At 36.3% G+C, this 25,190-nt stretch carries 20 protein-coding genes; 17 read left to right on the plus strand and 3 right to left on the minus strand.

Going from position 1 to position 25,190, the window contains the following annotated elements; all coding sequences use genetic code 11:
• The first annotated feature begins 1 nt into the window (after position 1).
• The 5 genes from CO050_00940 to CO050_00960 are packed head-to-tail and all read left to right on the plus strand — an operon-like array spanning position 2 to position 7,537.
• Positions 2-2,449 (plus strand): hypothetical protein, encoded by a 2,448-nt coding sequence (locus tag CO050_00940; protein ID PJC32044.1) that lies wholly within the window; start codon positions 2-4, stop codon positions 2,447-2,449.
• Positions 2,446-3,162, plus strand: coding sequence for a glycosyl transferase (locus CO050_00945; GenBank protein ID PJC32045.1), 717 nt, complete (start codon positions 2,446-2,448; stop codon positions 3,160-3,162). Before CO050_00940 ends, CO050_00945 begins: the two co-directional genes overlap by 4 nt.
• The gene (locus CO050_00950) at positions 3,155-4,633 is read left to right on the plus strand and encodes a hypothetical protein (protein ID PJC32046.1); all 1,479 of its coding nucleotides are present in this window, start codon (positions 3,155-3,157) and stop codon (positions 4,631-4,633) included. The genes CO050_00945 and CO050_00950 overlap by 8 nt, the downstream gene beginning before the upstream one ends.
• Complete coding sequence (locus CO050_00955; protein PJC32047.1) at positions 4,596-5,831, plus strand: hypothetical protein; 1,236 nt, start codon at positions 4,596-4,598, stop codon at positions 5,829-5,831. The genes CO050_00950 and CO050_00955 overlap by 38 nt, the downstream gene beginning before the upstream one ends.
• Complete coding sequence (locus tag CO050_00960; GenBank protein ID PJC32048.1) at positions 5,828-7,537, plus strand: hypothetical protein; 1,710 nt, start codon at positions 5,828-5,830, stop codon at positions 7,535-7,537. Before CO050_00955 ends, CO050_00960 begins: the two co-directional genes overlap by 4 nt.
• Here the strand turns inward: CO050_00960 and CO050_00965 are convergent.
• Positions 7,472-8,215 carry a glycosyl transferase family 2 gene (locus CO050_00965; protein PJC32049.1) on the minus strand — a complete coding sequence of 248 codons (744 nt, stop codon included), beginning with the start codon at positions 8,213-8,215 and terminating at the stop codon, positions 7,472-7,474. The two genes, CO050_00960 and CO050_00965, sit on opposite strands and share 66 nt — an antisense overlap.
• A gap of 102 nt (positions 8,216-8,317) precedes the next feature.
• On the opposite strand from CO050_00965, the gene CO050_00970 reads away from it, so the two are divergent.
• Together CO050_00970 and CO050_00975 are read left to right on the plus strand one after the other, a co-directional pair.
• Positions 8,318-8,917 (plus strand): hypothetical protein, encoded by a 600-nt coding sequence (locus CO050_00970; GenBank protein ID PJC32050.1) that lies wholly within the window; start codon positions 8,318-8,320, stop codon positions 8,915-8,917.
• 368 nt (positions 8,918-9,285) lie between these two features.
• Positions 9,286-9,699 carry a hypothetical protein gene (locus CO050_00975; protein ID PJC32051.1) on the plus strand — a complete coding sequence of 138 codons (414 nt, stop codon included), beginning with the start codon at positions 9,286-9,288 and terminating at the stop codon, positions 9,697-9,699.
• Between the two features lie 6 nt (positions 9,700-9,705).
• Here CO050_00975 and CO050_00980 read toward each other — a convergent pair whose 3' ends face one another.
• Positions 9,706-11,235 carry a hypothetical protein gene (locus CO050_00980; GenBank protein ID PJC32052.1) on the minus strand — a complete coding sequence of 510 codons (1,530 nt, stop codon included), beginning with the start codon at positions 11,233-11,235 and terminating at the stop codon, positions 9,706-9,708.
• Between the two features lie 28 nt (positions 11,236-11,263).
• Here CO050_00980 and CO050_00985 point away from each other — a divergent pair, with 28 nt between their 5' ends.
• Together CO050_00985 and CO050_00990 are read left to right on the plus strand one after the other, a co-directional pair.
• A complete protein-coding gene (locus CO050_00985) occupies positions 11,264-12,871 on the plus strand; it encodes a hypothetical protein (protein ID PJC32053.1) in 1,608 nt (535 codons plus the stop codon).
• A complete protein-coding gene (locus CO050_00990; GenBank protein ID PJC32054.1) occupies positions 12,864-14,528 on the plus strand; it encodes a hypothetical protein in 1,665 nt (554 codons plus the stop codon). The genes CO050_00985 and CO050_00990 overlap by 8 nt, the downstream gene beginning before the upstream one ends.
• On the opposite strand, the gene CO050_00995 is transcribed toward CO050_00990, so the two are convergent.
• On the minus strand, positions 14,506-15,828 hold the full coding sequence (locus CO050_00995) for a hypothetical protein (GenBank protein PJC32055.1): 1,323 nt from the start codon (positions 15,826-15,828) through the stop codon (positions 14,506-14,508). The genes CO050_00990 and CO050_00995 overlap by 23 nt on opposite strands.
• Before the next feature lie 21 nt (positions 15,829-15,849).
• On the opposite strand from CO050_00995, the gene CO050_01000 reads away from it, so the two are divergent.
• Genes CO050_01000 through CO050_01035 form a run of 8 tightly spaced genes read left to right on the plus strand, consistent with a single transcriptional unit; the run spans position 15,850 to position 25,184 of the window.
• Complete coding sequence (locus CO050_01000) at positions 15,850-17,538, plus strand: hypothetical protein (protein PJC32056.1); 1,689 nt, start codon at positions 15,850-15,852, stop codon at positions 17,536-17,538.
• Positions 17,523-18,284, plus strand: a complete 762-nt coding sequence (locus CO050_01005; protein PJC32057.1) for a glycosyltransferase family 2 protein — start codon at positions 17,523-17,525, stop codon at positions 18,282-18,284. The genes CO050_01000 and CO050_01005 overlap by 16 nt, the downstream gene beginning before the upstream one ends.
• Positions 18,285-18,322: 38 nt before the next feature.
• Positions 18,323-18,772 (plus strand): hypothetical protein, encoded by a 450-nt coding sequence (locus CO050_01010; GenBank protein PJC32058.1) that lies wholly within the window; start codon positions 18,323-18,325, stop codon positions 18,770-18,772.
• Positions 18,753-19,877 (plus strand): hypothetical protein, encoded by a 1,125-nt coding sequence (locus tag CO050_01015; protein PJC32059.1) that lies wholly within the window; start codon positions 18,753-18,755, stop codon positions 19,875-19,877. The genes CO050_01010 and CO050_01015 overlap by 20 nt, the downstream gene beginning before the upstream one ends.
• A gap of 22 nt (positions 19,878-19,899) precedes the next feature.
• Positions 19,900-21,471 carry a hypothetical protein gene (locus CO050_01020; GenBank protein PJC32060.1) on the plus strand — a complete coding sequence of 524 codons (1,572 nt, stop codon included), beginning with the start codon at positions 19,900-19,902 and terminating at the stop codon, positions 21,469-21,471.
• Positions 21,468-22,718, plus strand: coding sequence for a hypothetical protein (locus tag CO050_01025; protein PJC32061.1), 1,251 nt, complete (start codon positions 21,468-21,470; stop codon positions 22,716-22,718). Before CO050_01020 ends, CO050_01025 begins: the two co-directional genes overlap by 4 nt.
• Positions 22,715-24,094 carry a hypothetical protein gene (locus CO050_01030; GenBank protein PJC32062.1) on the plus strand — a complete coding sequence of 460 codons (1,380 nt, stop codon included), beginning with the start codon at positions 22,715-22,717 and terminating at the stop codon, positions 24,092-24,094. Before CO050_01025 ends, CO050_01030 begins: the two co-directional genes overlap by 4 nt.
• Positions 24,084-25,184 (plus strand): hypothetical protein, encoded by a 1,101-nt coding sequence (locus tag CO050_01035; protein ID PJC32063.1) that lies wholly within the window; start codon positions 24,084-24,086, stop codon positions 25,182-25,184. The genes CO050_01030 and CO050_01035 overlap by 11 nt, the downstream gene beginning before the upstream one ends.
• The last annotated feature ends 6 nt before the right edge of the window (positions 25,185-25,190 follow it).

Genomic DNA, 25,190 nt, shown 5'->3' on the forward strand with positions numbered 1-25,190 from the left:
TTTGAAGATTAAAATACAGAGTGTCTTTGTGCTTATTTTACTGTCGGTACTATCGGTTTTCCTGTTTCGGAATTATTTCTTTAAGGGTCAGGTTCCCTTTCCATCAAATCTTTTGGTTGCATATCATTCTCCTTGGGCCGATTATGAGTGGGAGGGATATCCAAATGGACCTCCTAATAAACCGATTGGCTTTGATAACCTAAAACTTTTCTATCCGTTTCGTAAATTTACGACAGAACAGCTGGCGCAGGGCCACATTCCGCTCTGGAACCCGTATGTATTTTCTGGCAATATACATTTAGCTACTTATCAGTCGGCCGTTTTATATCCTCTAAATGTTTTGTACTTTGTGTTACCTCAGATAGACGCTTGGTCGCTTTTGATTATTGCGCAGTCCATCATCGCAGGTATCTTTACATATCTTTTCTTAAAGAAATTATCGCTGTCATTTAAATCCAGTCTTTTTGGGGCAGTGTTATTTGCATATTCAGGTTGGATGACTGTATGGAGTCAGGAATCACTTGTAATTGAGCACACGGCGCTTTGGTTGCCGATGATCTTATATTCTATTGAAAGACTATTTAGTAAATACTCATATGCTAATTGGCTGCTTCTCGTGTTGGGGCTATCATTATCCATACTGGCGGGATTTCTACAGATGAGTATTTATAGTTTTACTATAGCAGGGTTGTGGATTTTGTATAGATGGAAAAATAAAGACCGTCGACAGCTAAAACAGCTATACCCATTTATCTTTGGTCTGCTGGTAGCGATTTTGCTGGTGGGTATTCATCTTGTTCCAGCTATTGAGGCATTTTTTGGTTCTCCTCGAGGACAGGTGGATGCAAAATTCTTATTTGATGATTACTTAGCGAAGCCGTGGCATCTACTTACATTTTTAATTCCAGACTTCTGGGGTAACCCCGGAGCATACAATTATTTTGGAAAGGGTTTTTACCATGAAAGTGTGATCTATTTTGGGATACCTGGATTTATGCTTGCCCTATATGCTTTGTTTAGTGAAAGTGTATCTTTAAAGATCAATAAGATGGCTTTTTTTAAGTGGGTAGGTATAACTGCTTTGTTGCTTGGGTTTTCACCAGTAGGATGGCTTCTATACTATTCAAGATTGCCAATATTATCTGTGATTATGCCTTCGCGTATATTTATTATTGCTGTCTTTTCTCTGTCTGTGTTGTCAGCCTATGGGATGGAAAAGTTTTTGAGCGAAAAATGGAATAAGAAAGTGTGGCTAGGAATTATCATGGTTTTTGCATCTATATTTGCTATTTCCTGGGGGGTTATTGGATTGGCAAAAATGGCAAATATATCTGACTATGTCTATAAATGGTACTTTCCGTATTTAAAAGCTATTAATGATCCCTTTGGAAATTTTGCAACAGTTTCATATAGGAATACAATATTGTCTTCACTGCTTTTTGGTGTGACAGTTATTGGGATATTTATGGGAGGGATTAAGAAATATTCAATAAGTAAATTATCTTATTATGTGCTAATTGTAATTTCTCTAGTATCATCTTTCTATTTTGCAAATAAGTATCTCTATTTTTCTGAGCGTAAATTTGTGTTTCCACAGGTTCCTGTTCTTACTAAGCTGCAAGAGATAGCAGGATTAAATAGAGTCTGGGGATATGGAAACGGATATATTGAGAAAAATATGCTTATGTATTATGGTCTTTATTCACCCGAAGGTTACGATGCCTTATTTCCTCAAGAATATGGGGAATTACTATTCTCTCAGGAAGTACAAGGTTCAATCACTAAGCAAATTCTTCGAACTGACGCTAATATTAGACAGGCATCTGAACATGAAGCAGTTCTAGGTAATCCGTATCGGACTAAGCTTCTATCTCTCTTGGGAGTTAAATATATTCTAGAAGCAAAAGAGGGAGAAGGTAAGGACTGGAATACAACTGAAGAACGTTTCCCAGCTGAGAGTTTTAAACTAGAATGGGAGGATGACAAGTATCGCATCTATCAAAACCTAGACTCACTACCTCGTTCATTTTTGGTTAATGACTATGTAGTACTAAAAGATAAACAAGAGATAGCAGACACGTTGTTTAGTGAAACCTTTGATCTATCCAAAACGGTAATTGTTGAAGAAGAGCTATCCTTTGACCGATCTCAAAACTGTGCTGTGGGCACATCAAAAATAACATCATATACCCCTAATAGGGTAGAGATAGAAACAGATTCAAGGTGCCCAGCTATCCTGTTCTTATCTGATAACTACTATCCTGGTTGGAATGCATACATAGACGAAGAGAAAACTAAGATTTATAGGAGTGATTATAGTTTTAGAGCAGTAACAGTTCCTGAAGGAATACATAAAGTACAGTTTAAGTATGAGCCACTGTCGTTTAAATTGGGTATCTTGCTAACTTCGCTTGGATTTATTTCTTTATTAGTTATAATTAGAAGGTGAAAGTATCTATTATTGTTCCTGTATACAATGAAGAAAAGACGATTTGTAAGGTTCTGTCGAGATTGCAAAAGTTAGGTAAACAAGACTTTAGTTATGAGATTATTGTAGTTGACGATGGATCTACTGATACTAGTGTATTGGAAATCAAAAAATCTAAATTACAAATTCCAAAGCTTAAAGTAGTATCTCATAGAAAAAATAAGGGGAAGGGGATGGCGGTGCGAACAGGTATTAAGCATGCAACGGGTGATTATGTAGTTATTCAGGATGCTGATCTGGAATACGATCCGCAAGATATACCTAGACTAGTTAAAGTCCTAGGCGTGGCTGGGGTTGATGTTGTATATGGCACAAGGTTGGATCGCTTGCCAAACTTGCGACGTGATGAGCGTGTTCCGCTTTTTCTATTACATTTTTTTGGTAACCGATTTCTAAGTTTAGTTACCAGTATACTTTATGGTCAGTGGATAACTGATATGGAAACCTGCTATAAGTTGTTTCCACGTAAGGCTCTTACAAATATTAGGCTTGAGGCGAAGGGGTTTGAGTTTGAGCCAGAGATAACGGCAAAGTTATTAAAAAAAGGTTTTCATATTTATGAAATACCTATTAAGACAAATCCACGAGGATATGACGATGGAAAGAAGCTTGATACTATTCGTGATGGAGTTCGCGCATTGTGGACGTTGATAAAATATCGAATATATGACTAACATTATTAGAAAGTTGCGAAGGAATTGGTATTTGATATCTATTTTGTTGATTTTATTACTGGCGTTCTTCTTGCGATTTTATAATTTTGAGAGCCGTTGGGTGTTGGCTCAAGATCAATCTCATAATGCATTAGTAGCTCGGTACGCTTTGCAGACTGGACAGATTCCTCTTGTTGGTCCTTTTTCATCAGCTGGACCATTTCAGACTGGCGGTGAGTGGTATTGGTTGGTTATGATTTCGACAGCCATATATCCTTTTTCTGTGATTACTCCCTGGATTATGTCAGTTGTATTAAGTCTGGTGTTTGTTTTGTTAATACTACATGTGGGTCGTGAGCTAATAGATAGAAAATTTGGTTTGATACTTGGGATATTAGCTGCAGTTTCGACGACACAGCTTGAACAGCCAGCCAATTTAACAAACCAGTCTCCACAAGCATTTTTTAGCCTTATTGTGTTATGGATGAGTATTAAATATATTAGGAATAAGAGGAGTAAATATTTGTTTGTGCTTGGTTTATGCGCCAGCTTAGCTGCTACAGTACATTTACAAGGGGCAGCATTATTTGCAATACCGATCGTAACATTTCTTGTTGTGGGTTTGCCGAGTTTACGGTCTTTACTCTATTTGGCGATTGGTTCATTTATTCCCTTAGTGCCTCTACTGATATTTGATTTGCAGAATGATTTTGTAAACAGCAAAGGTATATCAAGTTACTATTTAGTTGAGCAGTATAGAATATCATATGAGATGTTGGGAAGAAGGTGGTTGACCTATGTTTTGCAATTCTGGCCAGAACAGTGGTCTTACATTATAGGCGGTTTCTTAGCGTTTGGTTATATTGTTCCAGGACTGATAGTATTGGCAACTATATATAAAGCTGTTACGAAAAAGCTCAGTAAAGAATGGCTAGTAATGATTATATCAACGGGTGTAATGATAGTAGCTCTGCGTTATGTTCGTACACCAATATTTACAAGTTATATTATGTTTCTTAATCCGTTTGTGATTATCCTAACAGGATGGATTGTGTATTTAACATATAAGATTAAACCCTATTTAGCTGTTATTTTATTAATACTGATTGTTATTGGGAGTCTGTGGAATAGTAAGGCAGCATTGCAGGGTGGGCTAACTCATTCATATTATGAGTCTAAATATTGGGAGAAGGTGCTGGAAGAGAAATATCCAGGTCAAAAGTTTGCTATACACGATTATAAGTTTGATACTGATGGTCGCGCATCCTCTTTTGCATTAGTTCTTTTTGTAGATGGATTAGTTTCTGATGATGGGGTCAAAATTGGTGTAGCCAAGGGAGAGAATAAGTTGGGTATTGTTATCAATAAGAGTTTCGGGTATGTAATTGTAGATATTAATGAGGTTAAAGTAGAAGGAGATGACTGGGGATTTATTAATCCTAGTCGTCATTATGATGCATCACAGAATTGGTATCAAAATAAATCCGACTGATGATATGGGTGCGATAATATTATTTGCATTGGTTACCCCAGTTTTGATGACATATGGCTTGAGTACGGGAAATACTCCTTATTGGTTGTTTGGGCTTATTTTTCTTCTTTTGGGAATAAACCTGTTTTTACGTAAAGATAAACATAGAATAATACTTACCTGGAGTGTGATTTTAATAACAGTCGGGTCAGTCTTTTTTTCATCTGTAATAGTTCGGTCTCAGGTTGCTCCAGTGCATGGTGTGCACGATATAATTTTGCAGCTTGAGGCGGCTACAAGGTATCTTACTAAAGGAGTAAATCCTTATGTAGCAGATTATTTTGGTACAGCACTTGAAGAGTGGTACTACTCGGATACAGCTATCAATCCAGCGTTATACCATTTCGTGATGCCACCTTTTTATCTACTGTCGTTTATCCCTTTCTACTTCTTTGGTGCTCACTTTTTTAGTATTGTTGATGGTAGATTGCCGCTATTTTTTGCGTTTGTTGGAATTTTGTGGATATTGAATAAGATTGTTCCTAAAGAAGATAGAGCTCTTGCTTTGGGATTATTTGCATTTAATCCTGCAACCTTAAGCTTTTTTCTGGAAGGTAGGAGTGATATTCAGATGTTTTGGTGGTTGCTCCTCTCTTTGTATGTTCTGGGTCGTAAGCAATTTGTTTGGTCCGGGATATTAATGGGGTTGGCTTTTGCTACTAAGCAGTCTGCTTGGCCTATATTTCCTCTTTATGTTGCATATCTGTATTTCTCTACAACAAAATCTTCACTGATTAAGGGAGTTTTTTCGTTTACCGTTGCCTTTGGTTTAGTAACATTACCGTTTTTACTGTGGGATGCGCGAGCATTTTTTGATTCAACAATACTTTATTTAAATGGATCGCTGCCAACTAGTTATCCTATATCTGGTTACGGAATAGGAATGATGCTTAATCAGTTTGGATTAATAAAAGATCTACAGGGGTACTTTCCATTCTGGATATACCAGTTGATATTTGGGCTACCCGTGTTAGTTTACTTGATCAATTATTTACGGAAAAAACCTACGGTGCGCAATTTATTATTCTCCTATGGCATATTTCTCTTTGTTTTTTGGTATATGTCTCGATACTTTAATAATAGTCATGTAGGATTTTTAACATCTGTCTTTGTGGTGTCATATTTCTGGCCACAGGGTGGGGGGTCAAAAAAACAATGAAGAACTGGATATTATTAGGATTAATAATCGTTCTGGCTTTGACTTTGCGTGTGGTGAATTTGGGAGAAATACCTTCGTTTCATTCTGACGAAGTTGATTTTACCTACAATGCTTATTCTCTTCTGCTAACCGGTAGAGATCAATCGGGTAAACTACTACCTCTAGCTACAACTTCAGTGGGTGATTTTAGGCCAGCGGCATACACCTATTTTGCAATATTACCTGTTAAATTGTTGGGTGCGACCGAGTTTGCTGGTAGGTTGCCATCAGCAATCTTAGGATCTCTATCTGTACTAGTTCTGTATTTATTGTCAAAAAGATTACTCAAGAGTCGAAGAGTTGGTTTTATTTCGTGTGTGCTATTGGGGTTTTCGTTTTGGCATATTAATCTTTCGAGGGAGGCAAGTGAAAAAGTTATGGCTATGTTTTTTGTTTTAGCTGGCTTGTTGTTTATGTATCGCTATGTAATCAAGACGAAATTAACAAATTTATTTCTTGCTTTTATTTTCTTGATGCTATCAATTCACTCGTACTATTCACCTCGTCCTTTTCTTCTTTTATTATTACCGGTTGTGTATTTACTTTATCAGAAAGTTTTAAAGGGAAAGCAAAAAATAGTATTAGCAACAGCAATGGGGCTATTTATGTTAGCTATTTTATATTTTACGTTTTTCTTTGGGCAGAGTAGCGAGAGAATAGGCCAGCTAAATATATTTAACCATCCATACACAGTTGCTTTATTGGGAGAGCAGATCCGTGAAGAAGGTAATACAGCTAATGTCTATGCAACTCGTTTTTATCATAATAAACTTGTAAACTTTGGATTCACTATTGGCCAGAACTATCTGGATTATTTTTCACCTAGATATTTGTTTCTTCAAGGAGGTTTTCCAAATAGAGTTAAAATTCCAGCAGTAGGATTGCTTAATTTAGCTGAGTTGCCACTTCTTGTATACGGAATATTTGCTCTAGCTCAGAGGTATTTTAAGTATAAAAATAAGGAAATATTGTTGGTATTTTTCTGGCTTGTGTTGGCTCCACTTTCGCCAGCTTTGACTTTTGATGAAATACCAAATGTGTACCGGACGCTGTTAATGTTGCCTCCTTTATTAATAATAATTGCTGCTGGGGTTAGTGAGTTAATACAGATGTTGGTTTCAGTTAGATGTGGGAAAGTCATTATTACTGTGGTAGCAATATTCTATTGCTGGAATTTATTATTCTTTATTCATCAATACCATACACATTTTGAGATACATCAGTCACAGTATCGTAATTATGCACAAAAGGAGTTGGGGTTATTCTTAAAAGAAATAGAAGGTGAATATGAAACCATATACATTAGTAAGGGATACAGTGGTGCAGATCAAGTAATTCGTTATTATTTTGGATATAGTCCAGAACAGTATCAAGCAGAAGGCTCACCAAGGGATGAAGACTATGAGGGCTTTGGAAAAATTGTCTATGTGCCTATGCCGTGTGCTTATCCAGAGCTTATTGGAAAAAAGATACCTCAGATAGGAAAAAACTATTTATATGTTAATCGGGCTGATTGTCAACGTGAGTACGAGCAGTATCGAATATCAACAATTACATGGAGAGACAACTCACCTGCATATAGGGTAATTTCACCAGGCGTGCTATCTGAACATCCTGCTCTTGATGAGACCCAGTTGATGGAGGACGTAAAGAAGGAAGCAGAATAATGTATCTAGTACGTATTTGATTCCTTTCCAGCCACCGATGGATGAAGCCTCCTTAAAATAACGAACAGGAACAGGAGTTTCTCCTACTTTGAATCCATATGAAACCGCAGAAAAGATAAATTGTTGGTCAAATACGAAATTGTTTGAAAATCGCTGAAAAGGTATTACCTCTAAGGCTTTAGAAGAATAAGCTCGAAAACCGCTTAAGTGCTCTGAAAGATTCGTACCAAGGATTATATTAGCGATAGTTGTTAATATGCGATTTCCAAGGTATTTGATTGGTGGCATGCCTCCGGCGAGCGTCTCTTGACGTGTTCTGATTCTCGATCCTAGCATAACGTCGTATTCACCTTTAAGAATAGGTTCTACAAGTGCTGGTATTTTAGTTCCATCGTATTGGTAATCTGGGTGGAGCATGATTATTATGTCTGCATTGCTTTTTTGAGCTTCCCAATAGCAAGTTTTTTGATTTCCTCCGTAGCCTACATTCTGCTTATGTACAAATGTTTTAATTCCTAGTTTTTTAGCTTCAATTGCTGTTCTATCTCCCGAGGCATCATCGACTAATATTATTTCGGAAATAAGATTTTTTGGTAAATCTTTAAATGTTTTTTCTAGAGTTTTCTCCGCGTAATATGCTGGCATTACAACAACGATTTTGGGATTTGAGTCAGGCATAGTAATATCTATTATATCCTATTTCCTATCTTACTTGATTATGAGTGACTTAATACGTATCATGTCTTAATAATATGAGATTATTATACCTCTTCATCTAAGATGAAATACTATATTAATTATATAATTAAAAATCTGCACTATATATTCTTGCTTGGCTATACAGCTGCGGGGGTACTGGTTTCTCTGTTTAGATATTGGCAGTTTGAGACATTTTATTATGATTTTGGAATATATGATCAAGCCATCTGGAGAGTGTCTCGATTTCAGCCGCCTATAATCGACCATTTCGTTCGTACAGGTCAATGGATTTTTGCTGACCATTTTACTCCCAGTCTCTTTTTGCTTTCATCCTTGTATTGGATTACATCAAGAGCAGAAATTCAACTCATTGCTCAAGTTGTTGCTGTTAGTTTAAGTGGGTGGGTTTTATATAAGATTGGTATTAGTGTTTTGAAAGACCGGTTTATATCTTTTGCAATAATGGTTTCTTATCTACTATTTGTTGGTCTACAGAATGCGCTTATAACAGATATTCATCCGGATGTGTTTGCGACTTTACCATTTATGCTAACGGTGTACTTGTTTGTACGTAATAAAAAGCGTTCTTACTACCTATGGTTACTAATATTTTTAGGTTTTAAGGAGAACTTTTTTTTTGGTAAGTGCTGGGCTGGCGATATTTATCTGGTTTGTGAATAAAAAATGGAGAAAAATAAGCTTAATAACCTTAGTAATACCATTATTATGGGGGTGGTTGAGTATTAAAATTATTATTCCATATTTTGCAGGAGATTTGTACCAGTATGCTCCCACGGATTTGGGATCGATGCTGAGAGATTTAACTTTTCTAATTGATCATCCAATTAAACGCAAAACTTTATTTGATAGTTTTTTGAGTTTTGGATTCCTTCCTCTATTGTTTCCACCTGCGTATCCGCTTATATTACAAGACTTGAGTGTGAGATTTTTTCCACAGTTTTCATATTTAAGGTGGGGGATGAGTATACATTATAGTGTACAACTTGCCGGGATAATGGGTGTGTCTAGTATCTATGCATGCTTAAGATTTGGTAAAAAAAGCTCGACTATATTACGGAATTGTGTTGGTTATTGTTGCATTATTTATGCACCAGTTTTATTTACATGGACCACTAGCACTTGCATATAATCGTGCATTTTATCTTCATACAAAAAACCTTCATTTTCTAGAGGAATTGGTAAATAAAGTGCCTAAAGATGCCTCTGTGATGACGCAGAACAATCTGGCTGTGCGTTTTACTCATCAGGATGTAATGCTCTTAAGAGATAACTATGAGGTTTATAATCCTGATTATATTGTTCTTGATCTAAGGGATGAGCAAAATCCTAATGTGTTTTTTGGGCTTAAAGATAAAGATAGCTTGCTAACTTTCTTGCTAAGAGATAAAAACTATGAGGCTATATTTCAGACTGAATATCAGTATGTCTTTCAAAAAAAGTAAGCCTTCTTAAGGCTGTTTATATAGTAGTTCTTTAGCTTGCCCCCATTGTTTATCTGTTATCTCAGGTAGTTTCTGCTTATTTATATACAAGCAGGTGGGTTTGTCATCGGTTGAAATAAGCTGTTGGTATTCTTTGAGTATGTCTTTAGATAAAGATCCAAGAGCTATGCGTTCATCAGGACAAGATCCATAGTAGAAATCTGGTGGATTATCTTTAAACATTTTCATGCGGGTGTTAGAGTACTTGGCAAAGTTAGGCATAGCTGAGGTATACCAAGAGTATTTATATGCCGATAGTCTTTGTGCCTGCCAGTAGATAAGATCGTCAAATCCGTCTAAGAAGAGAGTATCATCTGGATCTGAAAGAACCTTAACTACTTCTCCAACCTGCATTTCGTTTCCAAAGTTGTTAACCAACATTTCATGTTGATTTAATTGCTCATGGATATAGGAACGTGGAGAGATAAGAATATAGCCAATAAGACTAATTAGTACTATTGCAAAAAGAGCAGTAATTTTATAGTTTTTATGTTGAAATTGATCTTGCAACATAAGGAAGATTGAGAATAGAAACACCCCAAGCCAAGGAGCCATGTGAAAAGCGCCGTAAAAAACATCTCCAGGCTCAACAAGTCGTAAATTTGCTAGTCCTAGAATCGCTAGTAGAGCTATAACGGATTTATACTGTTTTTGCTTAACTGTAATTATAAGCAAGACTACAAATACCCCGCTTAGTACTATTAGGGTATGTCTGAAAATGTTCCACTCACCGCTTAAAAAGATATATAGGGGATAAATAAATGACTTTATCATGTCTCTACCAAATTCAAAAAATCCTGTGTTGATGGTATATATGTTAAAGATATATTCTTGAACTGGATGAATTAGGATAGTAGCAAGACTTAATAGTAAAAAAGTTATTAGTGAAATTTGTTTTACTTTAGAAAAAGGCTTACCAAGAACAATTAGACCAAAGCTTGCTAGAGTTGATAGTAGAAAAGGAATACGCGTAAAGATAATAAACCAGCTACAAATAGCACTAACTACGTAATCTACTTTGTATATCTTCTTATTTTGATATTTATATATTACAATCCCCACAAGATAAGCCAAGGGATAGACAATTAACCCCTCTCCTAAAAATCTCTCTCCAAACAAGTAGAATTTAAGTAGCTCATATAGAAACACAAATCCTATGCCAAAAAAACCAAAACGAAGTAGTAGTAATAAGTTTGCGGTGAAACTAAAAAGAAGTACAAATTGACGATGGCGAAGTAGTAGTTCGAAAATATTAGTAGGCTGAGTAAATAGCTGAATAAGATAACTAATGTAAGCCATTAGTGGCTGGTGATTAAAAAAGATTTGGGAGTACAATTGCTTGCCGTTTAAGATGAAGTATCCGCCTAAGTAGTTAAAGCAGTCGTCAAAACAGCCAAATGCAGCAATTCTAGGGATATATAGTTTGTAAAGAAAAATGTACCAGGTAACCAATATTAGCGTCACAATAACTAAATAAGGGAGTTTTTTTGTGTACATGATATGATTATAAGGTATATTCAAGGTTATGAGAAAGCTATTTGTACTTATATTCATACTGGGTCTTAGTTTACGGCTATATCAGCTGGGTTCAAATCCAGTGTCTTTGGCGTGGGATGAGGCTGCCTGGGGATATAATGCTTATTCCTTAGGGATAGATGGTAGGGATGAGTTTGGTGCACTACTATCAATGAGTTACCTTGAGTCATTCGGAGACTTTAAGCCACCCTTATATGCGTATCTTACAGTGTTACCAGTTAAACTACTGGGCTTAAACGAACTAGCGACCCGAATTCCTTCAGCTGTTATCGGTAGCTTAACTATTATAGCTGTGTATTTTCTAACAAAAGAGATCTTTAGATCAAGTCAAAAAAGATCACACTATGCTTTAGCTACAAGTTTTCTTTTGGCCATAAGCCCTTGGCATATTAATTTATCCAGAGCAGCTTTTGAAGCCAACGTTGCTCAGCTGTTGATAATAATGGGAGTTTTCTTTTTTTTCTTCTTTATTAGAGGTAAACCGAAGTTACTAGTACTGTCTGCCTTGTTTTTTGTATTTTCTTTGTATACCTTTAATACAGCGCGTGTTTTTGTACCCTTATTGGTTCTAGCATTAACTATATTTAATTACCGGATATTATTAAAATACCGAAGATGGGTGTTAATAGCTACGGTTATTGGTATCTTAATTAGTATTCCATTGTTAAGATTTATGTTAACTCCTCAGTCGAAACTGCGTTATCACGAGGTGAATATTTTTTCTGATGCGGGAGTTGTAGAGCTGGCAAATAGGGAAATAGCTAATGACGGAAATACGATTGTTTCGCGAGTGATACATAATCGCAGGTTTGGCTATGCTCGATCATATATGAAGCACTACATGGATCACTTCAATCCAGAGTTTTTATTCATTAGGGGAGATGGAAACCCTAAGTTCTCAATACAGGATGTTGGTCAGCTGTATTTATGGGAGTTACCGTTCTTAGTTGGAGGAATACTACTGCTTATTAGAAAGAAAGAGGGAAATTGGTGGATTGTACCAGCATGGCTACTTTTGGGGATTCTGCCAGCAGCTACCGCACGTGAGACACCACATGCGTTGAGAATAGAGACGACTCTTCCTATGTGGCAGATTTTTACAGCGTATGGTTTGGTGACTTTAGTTTCTTGCGTGAAGCGTCAAAAGTTAAAGGTTGTTGCTATGAGTGTTATAGCTCTAGCAATTGCGGCAAATGGAACATACTACTTACATGGGTACTATAGACACTATCCAGTTGAGTATGCGCATGAGTGGCAGTATGGATACCAAGAGATGTTCGCGTATACAGAGCTTGTTAAAGGTAATTACGATAAGATTATAGTTACAGAACTTCTAGGAAGACCGTATATCTACAATCTGTTCTATTCTAAGATAGATCCTAAATCATTTAGAGAACAAGCAATTGTTGAACGAGAGGCACTTGGATTCGTGACTGTTAAAGAATTTGATAAATATATTTTTACAAAAGAGCCAAGTAGATATATTGAAGGCAATCTACTTTATGTAAATATACCTACTAATGTTCCTAAATCTGCTGTAGTTAAGAAGATTGTTGAGTTGCCTAATGGCAGTGGGGCATTTGTGATATATGAATAAAAGAATAGTTATATTGTTGGTTATTACAATAATCTCGGTATCGTTGCGGTTTTGGCAGCTAGGCCAGGTGCCACCGTCACCAGACTGGGATGAAGCAGCCTTGGGATATAACGCCTATTCAATATTGGAGACGGGTAGAGATGAGTATGGGACCTTATTGCCTGTGATTTTGCGTTCCTTTGATGATTATAAGCCAGCTTTATATGGGTACTTAGTAGTATCATCGGTGGCGCTGTTTGGTCTTAATGTTTGGGCGGTGCGACTACCCTCTGCATTAATAGGATCTTTGACGGTAGTTATGTCGTATTTCTTGGTTATTGAGCTTTTCAGACTAGGAGGTAGACAGAAGCAGAGGAAGTTAGCTTATTTAACGGCATTTCTGTTGGCGATTAGCCCCTGGCATTTGCAGTTTTCGCGTATAGCGTTTGAGTCTAACGTAGGATTAGCTTTTAACATATTTGCACTTTGGTCCTTTTTAGTAGGGTTGCGTAAACAGATGTTTTTATTTGTTTCAGCTATATTTTTTGCCTTAAGCTTGTATGTTTATCAGAGTGAGAAGGTTTTTGTACCGATGCTACTATTAGTTCTTTTAATAGTATTTTTTGAAAAACTATGGAAAATAAAAGGGAAAGTGGTACTAGTTATTGGAGCTCTTCTAATATCTTCTGCTCCTTTTATATATGCAACATTTTCTAACCCAGATGCGCTACTTAGAGCAAAGGGAGTAAGCGTTTTTGCTGATCAAACACCCTTTTTGGAGACCACAGTAGAAAGACTTATCAGAGATAGGGAGTCTGGGGATTATCTAGGTGTGGTGTTGGATAATCGTCGAGTAAAATACTCGTTCGAGTTTGCTAAGGGATACTTGTCTCATTTTGATCTAAACTGGTTATTTATTGCTGGTGACCAACCACGTCATCAGCCATCTGGTTTTGGGCATTTGTATCTTATGGAGCTACCGTTTATGCTGGCTGGTATTTATGGACTTGTATTTGGGAATTTTTCTCGTAGGACAAAAAAGCTAATATTTGCGTGGTTCCTCATAACTCCCTTACCCGCTGCTTTTACTACCGGAGTTCCACATCCAATCCGTACACTTAACTTCCTTCCCTTATTCCAGATATTTACTGCACTAGGATTATTAGTTTTTATAAAAACAATTTTCAATTTTCAATTTTCAATTTTCAATTTCAAGGTTAAATATTTAGTGTTCCTATTGAGTTTTTTATTTATAATATTCAATTTTCTGTACTATTTTAATCAGTATTTTGTTCAACAGAACTATTTCCTTTCCCAGGTTTGGCAGTATGGATATAAAGAGGTAGTTGTAGCTGTAGAGGAGGTACAGGATAAATATTCAACGATAGTCGTAACAAATAAGCCTCATCTTGATCAGTCATATATATTTTTCTTGTTTTATACGAAGTATAATCCTGCTATGTATCAGGCGGGAGGAGGGACTGTTACAGGAGGATTTGCTGAAACACATACTGGTTTTGGTAAATATGATTTTAGACCAATTAACTGGAATGAAGAAGTAAAAGACGGCAGTACATTATATATTGGAAGACCAGAAGATTTTCCAGGGGATGTCAAAGTACTAAAAGAGATTAATTTTCTCGATGGGACACCTGCTATAAAGATTGTGGAGGGTTAAAAGTTTTATAGAAATCTTTTGGGACGTAGCTATTTAATAATATTTCTTCGTACTCGGGTAAATCTTTGTATTTATCATAAATTTGATTTGTCCGTTTTTCAGTAACGGCAAATATAGTTCCATAATCACCTTTAATCTCTTGCTTGTTTCTGAGAAGATCGAAGAATACAAGGTTATACCAGATTGAAATACTGATTAATAAAACTAGGACTACTATGGAAGAGTATTTAATAGCCAAGTGCTTGTTTTTTATTAGCCAAGCAAATGCAGTTCCCAATAAAAGGGCTAAGAATGGGATGAGAGTTACAAAGTAATGCATGTGGGGAACTACTTTGGAAACGAAATAGATTGCTGGGAGCAAAATACAGATCCAGACTAGAATTTTAAGCTTAGGGAACTGCTTTAGAAATAAGAACCCCCCTAGGGGAATTAATAGATATTCAAAATAGAAGATTCGACGGAGACTAAACAGAAGAGGGTAAGAATTTGCCATAGTTAACACATCCTCGCCTAGAATGAAGCGAAAACCACCTTGACTCATGATTTGTAGAGGTCGGAAAAAGAGAATAAGGTCATAGTTCTCACTAAATCTTTGACTAGCCGCAGTGTACGATGCACACGCAGGGCAGCTATTTCCTAGTTGGAATATAAGATAGGGTATTAATGGAAGTAGTCCAAGAACAATTCCTATAGCTGAATATTTAATACTAACTTTTCTCTGTTGCACAATAATAAGTAAGCTTACTATCGCTACAAAGTATAGACTTGGTTGGTGTAGTTGAATTAGTAGTAGAGAGATAAAAGCATAAAGAATCCAGTATCGTGGTTTTTTCTCTTTTACTATTTTGTGAACACTTAATATTAATGGAACCATCAAAGGCAAAATGAAGTCCTGTGCCCAAACCTTACGAGAGTAAATAATTGCCCAGGGTGAGAGTGCAATGAATATGCAAGAAATTAAAGCAGATTTAAACCCATAATAGTGTCTATATACCAAGTATAATAAGCCAATGGTAACTGAATTTAATAGCCCAATCAGCAGTGAAACTATTTTGGGGTTTGTGCTAATTAAAGCGAACGGGAATAGGATATAATTTAGAAGTGGAGGGTTAACGATTCCAATGCTGGATATTGTTCCTCCAGGAGGCAATGAGTGGCCAAATACGGGGCGAGCAGCAAGATAGAGGTTGATTGCTTCATCGCCTTTAAACTCTATTAAATCGAGATTAGTAATACGAAATATAGCAGCTACGAGAGATACAAAGAGAAAGCTGAGTAATATTTTGTATTTTTGCATCATTAAAATGATAACATAGGCTAAATGAAGAAAAATAGATCTATAATCTTACTACTAATATTTGCAATCCTTCCTCTGTTTAGCTTATTTCATTCTGGAATGTTTGTCGGACACGATACTCAACTACATGTTGCTAGAATTGCACACTTTTATAAAAGCCTAAATGAAGGAATATTAATTCCTCGCTGGGGAGGGGATCTGAACTTAGGTTATGGACACCCAGCTTTTATATTTTATTATTCTCTGACATCCTATGTTGCTTCGGCGTTTCACTTTTTGGGCTTTTCACTCGTGTTTTCAACTAAGCTTGTGTACGGCCTAGGATTTATGGGTAGTGGCTTGGCAATGTATCTATGGGTGAGACAGTTATTTAGAGGTAAGGAGGGCCTGCCCGCCGATGAGGCGGGTTTGATTAGTGGGCTATTGTATATGTATGCACCGTATAGATTTGTTGATCTTTATATAAGAGGGGCAATTGGGGAAAACTTCTTTTTTATCTGGCCTCCTCTTGTACTATACTTTTTAACAAAACTACAAAGAGGTTATAAATTTAAGCATGTACTGGGAGCTTCTCTTTCACTCACTGCCTTGATTCTATCTCACAACGCCTCCAGTCTTATGTTTTTACCCTTTATTGGCCTATATGGACTGCTACTGGTTCAGAAAGCTAAGAATAAGATAATGTTTATCGCACACCAGCTATTAGTAGCTGGATTAGGTTTTGGAGTAAGTGCTTTCTTCTGGATACCTGCTTTGTTTGAGAGCAAGTACACACTGCAGAACGTTATTATGGGAGATGGGATATTTAAGCATTTTGAGCCTTTTTCAAGACTTCTTTATTCTCCTTGGAATCTAGGAGGGACTGGACAGTTTAGTATCCAGGTCGGAATTATCCAGTGGCTGGTTATGTTGTTAGTAACGTTTATGCTGTTAAAAAGATTCCGTGGTCTATCTTCTACCAAAGGTCCGGTAAATGATAAATTACTAGTTATTCTTTCATATATAACTTTCTGGGTTGCAATATTAATGATATTGCCTGCATCTAAGCCGGTCTATGAAATAATAACCATCTTTAAGAAATTTCAGTTTCCTTGGAGATGGCTATCTTTAGCTATTTTTCCAGCAGCACTACTCTCTGGATATCTCGTACGTATTTTACCCAAAAAATACTCTTTATTTATTATCTATTGTTTATTGTTTACTGTTCCACTACTGACTGTTAATATGTGGAAGGTGCGTGACTATGACTATAGCCCAGATAGCTTCTATCTAGATGAGTATAAGGGAACCACTGATTCATCGGGAGAGAATTCACCAGTGTGGTCCATTAGATTTATGGAGCAAACGCCAAAAGCTAACATAGAGGTTGTTGAGGGTGAAGGTGAAGTACAGGATAAGAAACATAGCTCAATACTGCATGAGTATGAAGTAACGGCTGTAGACGACAAAGTTAGGGTACTTGATAACACGCTGTATTTTCCAGGTTGGAGTGTGTATGTGGATGGGAGTAAGCTATTTCTGCATGATGTGTGGTGGCAGGATCCAAATTACAGAGGGCTTATTACATTTTTTGTTCAGAAGGGTCAGCATGAGATAATTGTTAAGTTTGAAAGAACAAAAATACGCTTATTAGCAGAGATTATTTCGCTGGTTAGTATCGGTCTGTTAGTTAGCTTACCAATGTTTTATAAAGTTCTATGGTCAAAAAAGTAACTATATCTGTTGCAATTGCAGTCTATAATGAGGAGAGCAATCTAGCTAGGTGCTTGAAGTCTGTCAAAGACTGGGTGGATGAAATTGTGGTGGTTGATGGGGGGTCTAGTGATAAAACAGTAGAGATTGCTGAGTCATTTAATGCAATAGTTATACATACAGATAATCCCCAGATATTTCATGTTAATAAGCAAAAAGCGATTGATGCGTGTAAGGGGATCTGGATATTGCAGCTAGACGCTGATGAGGTTGTCACAGCTGAACTTAAATCAGAAATATTAGAAAAAGTAGAAACAGGAGTAGATGGATACTGGATCCCGCGTAAAAATTATTTTTTAGGTCACTGGCTAAAAAAAGGAGGGGTATATCCTGAATATACGCTTCGATTATATCGAAATGGTAAAGGAAGATTGCCATGTAAAACAGTGCACGAACAGGCGCAAGTCGATGGGGAGGTGGGATATCTTAAAAGCGACCTGTTACACTACCCATACGCAAATTTTGCGGGGTATCTGGCAAAAGCAGAAGCATACACAAGTCTAACAGCCAGGCTATGGAAAGATCAGAGTATAAAGATAAATCCCATTACTACCATAAAGTATATGATTGCTATGCCTATCTATACTTTTTTTAACATCTATATTCGTCATTTGGGAGTGTTGGATTTATTTCCAGGTTTTGTCTGGGCGCTATACTCTGCGTTACATTTTCCCCAAGCATATATTAAACTCTGGAGAAATAAATGAAATATTTAGTCATTATACTCATCACGATATGCGCGATTATGCATAGCCCTGTTGCGTATGCCGCTGATTATATTCTTCCTTACCCTTCTTATATGCCTGGTCATAAGTTATATAAACTGGAGCAAATCTGGGACAGTGCTCAAAAATATTGGCATTTTGGAGATATTGTTAAATTCAAGTATTACCAGGGCTTAGCAGATAAGAAATTGGTAGAGGCAAAGGTCTTATTTGAGCACGAGCAGTATCTGCTGGCAGTTGATGCAATTTGGATATCTAATGATAGCTTGGTTAAAGCAGGGGAACATCTTGGGATTGCAATTAAATCTGGTAAGCAACTAAGTAATAAAGCGGAAATTTATAAGCAAGCTTTAGATAAGCACAAAGAAGAAAGAATAAAACTGAGAGAGGAGTTGCCGGAAGTCATTATCTGGGAAGATGAAAATAATCCGCCGGTTATGCTAAATATATATGAAGAATTACGTATATAAAATATACTTTCTCGTATTGATAGCTGTAGTTGTATTTAGCTACGGGTTTGTTGATATTAATTTTCCATACCAGAGCTTGGATTTTTTGCATTCTCTAGTCTACGAACAGCGAGTTCTTTCAACCACAATATATGTAGGTATTATTATGTCTATGTTTGTTATTTATGCTTTGTTGCTAAGTAAAGCAAAAAAGATAAATAGTAGTACTGTTTGGAAACTAGTATGGCTCTCTGCGGGAATATTACTGCTTGCTTATCCTGCATTTTCAAATGATATTTTTAACTATATTGCTACAGCTAAGGTCACTTATTTGTATGGAGAAAATCCCTATTTGGTGATGCCGATAGAGATAGAGAACGAGCCGATGCTTATGTTTATGCATGCAGCAAATAAGTTTGCCTTGTATGGACTAAGCTGGATTACATTATCTGCAATACCACATTTTCTTGGATTAAATAATTTACTTCTGACGATGCTCACATTTAAGCTGTTTATTGCTGCTTTTTATATCGGACTCTGTCTAGTGATCTGGAGATTATCTAGTAAAAATAAGTATTCGCTAATCTTTTTTGCATTAAATCCATTGGTTTTGTTAGAAACGTTTGTTGGGGTTCATAACGATGTAGTTGCGATGTTTTTCGCTCTACTTTCGTACTATCTTTTACAAAAGAAGCGTTTGTTCCTCTCGCTCTTAATACTAGTAATATCTATATTTATTAAATACGCTACTATGTTTCTGCTACCTGTGTATATCTTTGCTTTTGTATTAACCTTAAAAAAGGAAAGCATAAACTGGGATAGGATCTGGAGTTGGTCGGCAATATCTATGTTTGCTATATTTATGCTTTCGCCACTTCGAGAAGAGATGTATTCGTGGTACTTTATCTGGCCAATTAGCTTTATTGCACTACTAAATTTCAAAAAAAGGTCTATTGGGCTAGTTACTACTGTATTTTCTTTTGGCTTGTTACTCAGATTCGTGCCATTTATTTATACTAGAGAGTGGGGAGGTATTACTCCACTGGTGAAAACGCTAGTAACGCTTGTTCCCCCTATTATTGCGCTTATTTATACATACTTGAGAAATGCAGTTAAAAAAACATAGGTTTGATCTGTTTTTACTACTTATGTTCGGATTATTTTCGTGGTGGCTGTTTGATAAATCATTTGGTTACGACGGGATTTCGAGTACATTTAGAATAGCACGTCATCAAGTTGGCGACTTTGCCCTTCATTTGTCTCTTATTCGTTCTTTTTCATGGGGGAACAATTTTCCACCGGAGCTTCCCTTTTTTGCCAGTAAGCCCTTACCATATCACTATTTATTTGATTTATCAGTTGGGTTGCTTGAAAGAGCTGGAGTTAGAATAGATATGGCTTTTAACGGACTAAGTATTTTATTTTTTTCTGGTCTTTTATTTCTCATATATAAACTACCTCAGGTAATTTTTACTAAAAGTAAATTGTTGGGTTTACTATCTTTAGCTCTATTTTTAGGTAATAGTAGTTTAACTTTTATTACATATATTGTTCAGAACGGATTGTCTTTAGGTAAATTATGGTTACAGCCCGATTATTTACATATGGGCCCACTTGATGGATCTTTGATATCAACTTTTTTTACATTAAATGTGTATCTAAATCAGCGCCACCTTGTTGCTGGACTTTTCATGGTTCTATTTGTGATTTATTTATTATTGGTATCACACTCCAGGAATGTCAACCTTGCACATTCCTGGAATGGGTTTAGGTTTATGCTTCTTTTAGGTGTGTTATTGGGAGTTTCGTCTTTAATTCATACACTGGTGATGGTTTCTGCGTCAATTTTTATTTTCGGATTTTTGGTGTTGGAGAAAAGGTTTCGTGAAATGCTAATTCTTCTTACGCCAGTGGTATTGATTCTGGGAATAAGAATTATTCCGGTATTGGGTCAGAATCTAGGTCATGCTTGGATTAATCCTGGTTTTCATGCCGAAAAACCATTAACTTTATTTAATTTTGCTAAATATTGGTTTGTTAACTTGGGTGTCGGGACTTTAACAATACCTCTAGGATTTTATTTAGCAAACAGAAAGCAAAAAATACTGTTTATGGGCATAGGATTACTGTTTATTATTGGAAACATATTTCAGCTGGGATTTCGTATTGACCATAATCACAGCATATTTAATTTCGTATTTATATTTACTAATATGCTTAGTGCTTACTTCGTGTATAAAGTATGGCAAGGTGGAATTTTAAGAAAATTTGTTTCAATTGTTATTGTATTTTTGTTAACTATATCTGGATTGATTAACTTAATGGCTGTTAAAAATGACTTTCATTTAGAAATTGCTGATGCACCAAAAGATATGCTTATAGCTTGGGTAAGAGACAATACTGCTCCTGATTCTGTGTTTTTGGCGCCAAGTGAACAATTTGATCCAGTGACGCTAGCTGGACGTAAGAATTATTTAGGTAACAGCTATTATTTAGAAGTTATGGGTTATGATTATAGGGATCGAAAGAAAACTGTGCAAGATTATTTTGAAGCAGATAATATCACCATATTGGAACAGATAAAACAAAGCGGCATAGACTATGTATTGGTTCCAGTAGTACCTCTAGTTGATTTCAAATATGAAGTATCGCCCCTGTTTTGGGAGGAAAATGTGAAACTTGTATATGAGGATAATAAACAGAGGCTGTATAAGCTATGAAGTTTAAATTAGCGCCATTATTAATATTTCTTACAGTTTTTATTGTCTATTTTGGGTTGGGGACAAAATGGACGTTTGAGTCATTATGGGCACTGGATTATTTCAATAATCTAGCGGAATCACTATTACAAGGGAAATTGAATATTTCAGAACCAGGAAGTACTTATGACTTAGTGCTATTCCAGGGAGGTTGGTATCTGCCCTGGGGAGCTTTAGTGGGGTTGTTATTTATCCCCATGCAGTTAATAAAAGGGGGTTACGTTCCGTCTATATATTTAAATGTTCTTATATCGAGTTTGGATGTTGTATTGTTCTATCTGATTCTAAAGCGCTTTAGAAGAAGCTATTTTCCAGAGTTGGATAAAGTAGCTATCTGGCTAGCAACTGCTTTATTTGCATTTGGTACTACGCATTTTTATGTTGGTACTTTGGGAAGCTCCTGGCATACAGATCAGATGATATCTAGTTTTTTTGGTACCGCTGGGATATATATGATTCTGCATGACAAGCGCGGGTTCAAAGATTATCTATTAGCAAGTATCTGTTTTAGCATCTCGCTTATAGGCAAAGGGACCATTATTATGTTGGGTACTTTGCCAGCGATACTTTATTTCTGGGATTTGTATCAAGGTCAGATGAAATTTAAACTAGGTCGTTTTATATTGCTGATTATGCCTGTGGCATTATTTTCGGTTCTGTTTTTGTCTCATAATTATTTGCGATTTGGCGATCCTCTTGAATACGGTTATTCATATATTAAAGAAGCTCCATACTTAGAGCAGAGGAGGGTGGAACATGATGCTTTTTCGCTGAAGCATGTTTCTTATAATTTGCACTATATGTTACTTGAAGCACCGAGGTTTAGCTGGAATGAAGGGATTAAAATGGATATTAACTTAAAAGGTAACTCAATATTGTTATTAACCCCCTCACTATTTTTTATGTTTCTAGCTCATCCGTTTCGTAGGTTTAAGAACAAGGAATTTAGAGCTGTGCTATCTGCCCTGTGGATAACGATGTTGTTTACTATTTTACCCAGTCTAATGGTCTATAGCACTGGCTGGATGCAGTTTGGCTATCGATACAGCTTGGATATAACTGCCATATTAGTTTTACTATCTATTGTAGGCTTGCAAAGCACATTCCAGGAATGTGTATCACATTCCAGGAATGTGTCAATACTATATAGCTTAGGGATAATGGCAGCAGTATATATGCACTACCTTGGAATCACAGCACTCCAATGAAGCAAAAAATTATTAAATATTTTCCGCTTATCATTGTCTTACTTTTTGCTATTTTTGTATCAAGACATTTATTATTACCCGGATTTGTTCCTACGCATGATGGGGAGTATCATATTATCCGTTTCTGGCAGTTTGATAAGGTTATACGCTCAGGTAACCTATTCCCGCTCTGGGCACCTGACCTGGATTTTGGTAAAGGTGTACCTATCTTCGCATACTTTTACCCACTGCCTAACTATATAGCTGAAGTATTTATTCTTCTGGGATTTTCGTATGTAAAAAGCCTGCATTTGGTATTGGCCAGTGGCTTAGTTTTCTCTGCAGTCTCTTTTTATCTATGGACTAGGACTTTATTTGGTCGATGGGCAGGGCTTGTGGGGGCAGTATTTTATACTTTGGCGCCTTATCATTTGGTCGATGTATTTGTGCGTGGTTCGGTTGGGGAAGTATGGTCGCTTGCACTAGCTCCTCTATGTTTATTTTTTACAACCAAACTTGTAACTAATCGTAAGTATGTAGTGTTAAATAGTATATTCCTTTACCTGCTTTTGCTATCACACAATATATTAGGTCCTGTATTTTTTGTATTTTGCCTTGTCTATGGATTACTATTTTTACACAAAGCTAAAAAGACAAAACCCACTCCTGGAGTGGGTTTCTTGTTGTTGCTTAGCTATTTTCTGGGTTTTATTTTATCTTTGTATTTCTGGTTACCAATAATTTTAGATCGAAGCTATGTTACCGGACTTGAAACTGTAAATATTATTGATCACTTTCCAGAAATTTATAAACTTATTTTTCCCTCCTGGGGTACGGGGTTTTCAGGGAGAGGATATAGTGCAGATCAAATGAGCTTTCAAATTGGAATTGCACATATTCTTGCATTCGTGGCTGTGATATTGCTACTCATTAAAAAGAAACTCAAAAGCTCTCTAGTTAAGTATATGTTAATTTCTTTTCTTATCTCCGTATGGTTAATGCTTGATGTTTCATCTTTTATTTGGCAAAAAATAACATGGATGAGCTATTTTCAGTTTCCCTGGAGGTTGTTGTCTGTGGTAATTATTACAACTTCATTTATGGCTGGATATGTATCTCGTAGATCAAGAATTATTTCTGCTGTGCTGATAATTATGGCAGTATTATTATATTTACCCTATACTAGGCCGGTTGTTTATGAGCCAAGGGATGACTCATTTTATTTAAGTAATCCAACCTGGACAGAAGGTACAGCTACAACAGGGAATGTTTTTAGGGCTAAATCTGAAAGTAGAGATCAAATAAATAATTCTTTAGCAAGGACATCTGGGAGTATAATTTCGATAATTGGTTTGTTAACGTTAATACTAATTAAAGTTAAGAACAATGAAATATAAGATAATAACTGCTATTTTAATGCTGCTCATGCTAGCTGGTTTAATAAGGGAAATAAGCCAGATAAATTTTAGATCAGAGTATAAAACAGATGTTTATAAAAAAGTATATGAACAGTCACAGTATAGGAACGGACAGGGGTTAATAGGGGATCATATAGTTTATCTATATGCGGCTGGCTCACTTATGGAGGGAGGAAATCCGCTTAAAATTAATCCTGAAGTTCCACCTCTAGGGGAATACATGATTGGGCTATCTATCTTGTTATTTAACAATCCTAATTACACTGTCGTTGCTGCATCAATTCTTATTCTTTTTGCTTTGTTTTTATTGGGTAATAAGCTGTATAAGAAGCCAGCGCTTGCTCTAATACCCGTCTCACTATTTGGACTGGAACGTCTGTTTTTGGATCAGCTTAAATTACCTCTTCTGGATATAATTCAATTACCGTTTATATTATTAGCCTTTTACTTTTTCTTTTGCTCAGTTACCACAAATCAAAAACGATACTATTTAGCGACTGGTCTGGTGCTGGGATTTGTTATTGGTATTAAAGTTATGATTACGGGGGTTTTAATGGTTATTGCTTGGATGGTTTACTTATTTATAGCTCGCAATTGGAGGAGTATCAGAGACTTAGTGTTTTTAACGTTACCAACAGCCTTTGCAGTTCTTGTAGTGTCTTATCTAAGAATATTTATCTATGGAGTTAGCTTCTGGTATTTTCTCTTAGTACAAAAATGGGTATTGTTGTATCAGCAAGGTAAGATTCAGTACCCTTTTTCTGCCTGGAAATTGCTTTTGTTTAACCAGTGGCAAGCTTGGTGGGGAGATTACAGTATTTTGCATACAGTAGATTGGCGCATAACCTGGCCTATTATTACTCTGATGAGCTTTTTCTTTATCTTGTATAAGCTGGTCAAAAAGGAGACTTGGAGTGAAATGGAGGGGATAATTACAGCATGGGTAGTAGTGTTTAGTGGTTTTATCTCACTAGGAACTATCAGCACGCGCCACCTTCTGCCTTTCTTGCCTTTTCTTTATTTGTTGAGCTTTAAATTCATCTATAGGTTTATAGATAAGCATAAGTGAGTATCT

This window comes from Candidatus Roizmanbacteria bacterium CG_4_9_14_0_2_um_filter_38_17 (assembly GCA_002788855.1).
Lineage (GTDB): Bacteria > Patescibacteriota > Microgenomatia.